The organism is Bacillus sp. EE-W1 (assembly GCF_009760835.1).
Classification (GTDB): domain Bacteria; phylum Bacillota; class Bacilli; order Bacillales; family Bacillaceae_G; genus Bacillus_A; species Bacillus_A wiedmannii.
On the sequence record NZ_WIPE01000037.1, the window covers coordinates 1 to 2,524 of the forward strand.

Annotated in this window: 3 protein-coding genes; all 3 read right to left on the minus strand. The window is 38.3% G+C overall.

The window, feature by feature from the left end; genetic code table 11:
* Positions 1–67: 67 nt before the first annotated feature.
* On the minus strand, positions 68–1,219 hold the full coding sequence (locus GFJ36_RS03540; RefSeq protein WP_407707397.1) for an ABC transporter permease: 1,152 nt from the start codon (positions 1,217–1,219) through the stop codon (positions 68–70).
* Between the two features lie 26 nt (positions 1,220–1,245).
* Positions 1,246–1,920: an ABC transporter ATP-binding protein gene (locus GFJ36_RS03545; protein ID WP_000609098.1), complete on the minus strand. Its 675-nt coding sequence runs from the start codon at positions 1,918–1,920 to the stop codon at positions 1,246–1,248.
* On the minus strand, positions 1,917–2,524 hold a 608-nt coding region (locus tag GFJ36_RS03550; protein ID WP_157349460.1), incomplete at its 5' end, for an efflux RND transporter periplasmic adaptor subunit. The genes GFJ36_RS03550 and GFJ36_RS03545, both read right to left, overlap by 4 nt.

The following is a 2,524-nucleotide window of genomic DNA, read 5'->3' on the forward strand; positions in this document are numbered from 1 at the left end:
GGGTCTTACTGCCCATTAAAGCGGGATAAATAAAAAAACGTAGGAGTGTAAATTCCTACGTTTTTGTTTATTCATATCGTAAACATTCAATTGGATCAAGTTTTGCAGCTTTGTTAGCTGGTAGTAGACCGAATATAATACCGATTAACATGGAGATACCTACTGCAAGAAGTCCAAGTTCTTTTGAGACAACAAGTGGCCATCCGGCAAAGATGGAGACGATCCAAGCGAAGAAGATACCGAGCATGAATCCGATGAAACCACCGAGTCCTGTTAAAATACAAGATTCAATTAAGAATTGTGTTAATACTTTACCACGCGTTGCACCAAGTGCTTTACGAATACCAATCTCACGTGTACGTTCTGTTACAGATACAAGCATAATATTCATTACACCGATACCACCAACAAGTAAGGAAATAGCGGCAATACCACCGAATACCATCTTCATCATACCGATTGATTCATCTAATTGCTTCGTAAATTCACCTAAGTCTTGTGCTTTGAATTTATTTTCAAATTTAGGAGCTTTCATTTCGTTTAAAACGGAAACGGCTTGTTTTTCTACACTTTTACGTTCTGTCGGAGAGGTCATTGTTAATTTTACAGAGTCATACTCAGTTACTCCTGAAATGACAGGGACATTTTCAAGTGACGTATACCCTTCAGGCATAGGCATTCCGAATTCATTTTTCGTTTCGTAAACACCGACTACCTTATACGGCTTTCCTTTTATATCAGTGTATAAGTTTGATTCCCAACCATTAAATAATTTATTGAAAGCTTCTTCATTTAATATAACAGCAGGGATTGCTTGTTTTAATTCGCTGTCGTTTAATTCGCGACCGTGAACTAATTTTATTTTCGAATCTGTCATGAAGTCGCCTGTTCCACCTATTAAATCAAGAGAGACATCTTTTGAACCAGAAGCTGCTTTTACTTTCATACGTACATCTGGATACACATCCTTAACGCCTGGAACAGTTTGAAGACGTTTTAGCATATCAGCTGTAATTTTGGCAATATCTGTTCCATAGTCAGAGTTGTCGTAGTAAATCGTTATTTCATTATCTTTTCCTTGGCCTAACTCTTTTTTAAACTTTGCATTAGTGCCATCCCCCATTGAAATGATAGTAATAATGGCACTAATACCGATAATAATACCTAACATCGTTAAGATAGAACGCATTTTATGGGCAAAGATAGAGGAAAGGGCCATGCGTATATTTTCACTCGTGTTCAAAATTAACCTCTCCAATCTTGGACGATGTTTCCGTCACGAATTACAATTTGGCGTGCTGCTGCTTCCCCAATTTCACGATCGTGGGTAATCATAATGATTGTTGAGCCTTGTTTGTTTAATTCGTAAAAGAGATCCATAATTTGTGTACTTGTTTTCGTATCAAGTGCTCCTGTCGGTTCATCGGCTAAAATGAACTTTGGATTATTTACGATTGCACGTGCGACTGCGACACGCTGTTTTTGTCCACCTGATAATTCGTTCGGTAGGTGAGTAGCACGATCAGCTAAACCTACTTTTGTTAAAGCGGCTAATGAGCGCTCGCGTCTTTCTTTTTTATCGACTCCAGCGTAAATAAGAGGTAGCTCTACATTTTGAAGTGCTGTAAGTCTCGGTAATAACATGAAGTTTTGGAATACGAATCCAATCTCTTTATTACGAACGCGTGCAAGTTCTGTCTCAGACATGTTTGAAATATTTTGACCAGCTAGTTCATACGCACCTGTCGTTGGTTTATCTAAGCAGCCGATAATGTTCATTAATGTTGATTTACCAGAACCAGATGGTCCCATAATAGAAGTGAATTCTCCCTGGTTCAGTGTTACGTCAATGCCGTGTAATATTTGAACGGATTCTGCACCATTTTGGAAAGATTTCGTGATGCCTTTTAAGTTAATCATCGGGCGACGACCTCCATACCATCTTTTAAGTCTTTTTCAGGTTTAGAGATAATTTGCTCTCCTTTTTTCACTCCAGAAACTTTTGCTTCGCTATCAGTCTCGAATTCAACAGTAACAGCTTGTTCTTTCGCTTTACCGTCTTTTACAACGAAGACAATATTTTTGTCACCTTTTTTCACGATGCTGCTTTTCGGAACAATCGTACCAGTTGCTTCGCCAGATTTACTTGTTACGTAAACGTGGAAGCCGTTTTGTAATTCTTCACTATTATCTAATGTGACAGTGAATTGATAGTTAGAAACTGTTTTGTTTTCATCCATGCTCTTTAATGGTGTAGAACCGATTTCTGTTACTTTTCCTGTCCAAGTCTTACCAGCGACAGTTTTTGAGGAAACAGTTACTTCTTGCCCGACTTTCATACTAGCAAGCTCATATTCAGAAAGTTGACCTTTTACTTTAAATGGCCCAGCGTGGCGAAGTGTAATGCCGCTCATACCTGTTTTTTCATCAGCAGTTTTTACGATATCATCAATTACGCCATCAGTAGGACTCGTTACAGAAAGTGTATTTACTTTCTCTTTTGCTGCTTTAATCATTTCATCAG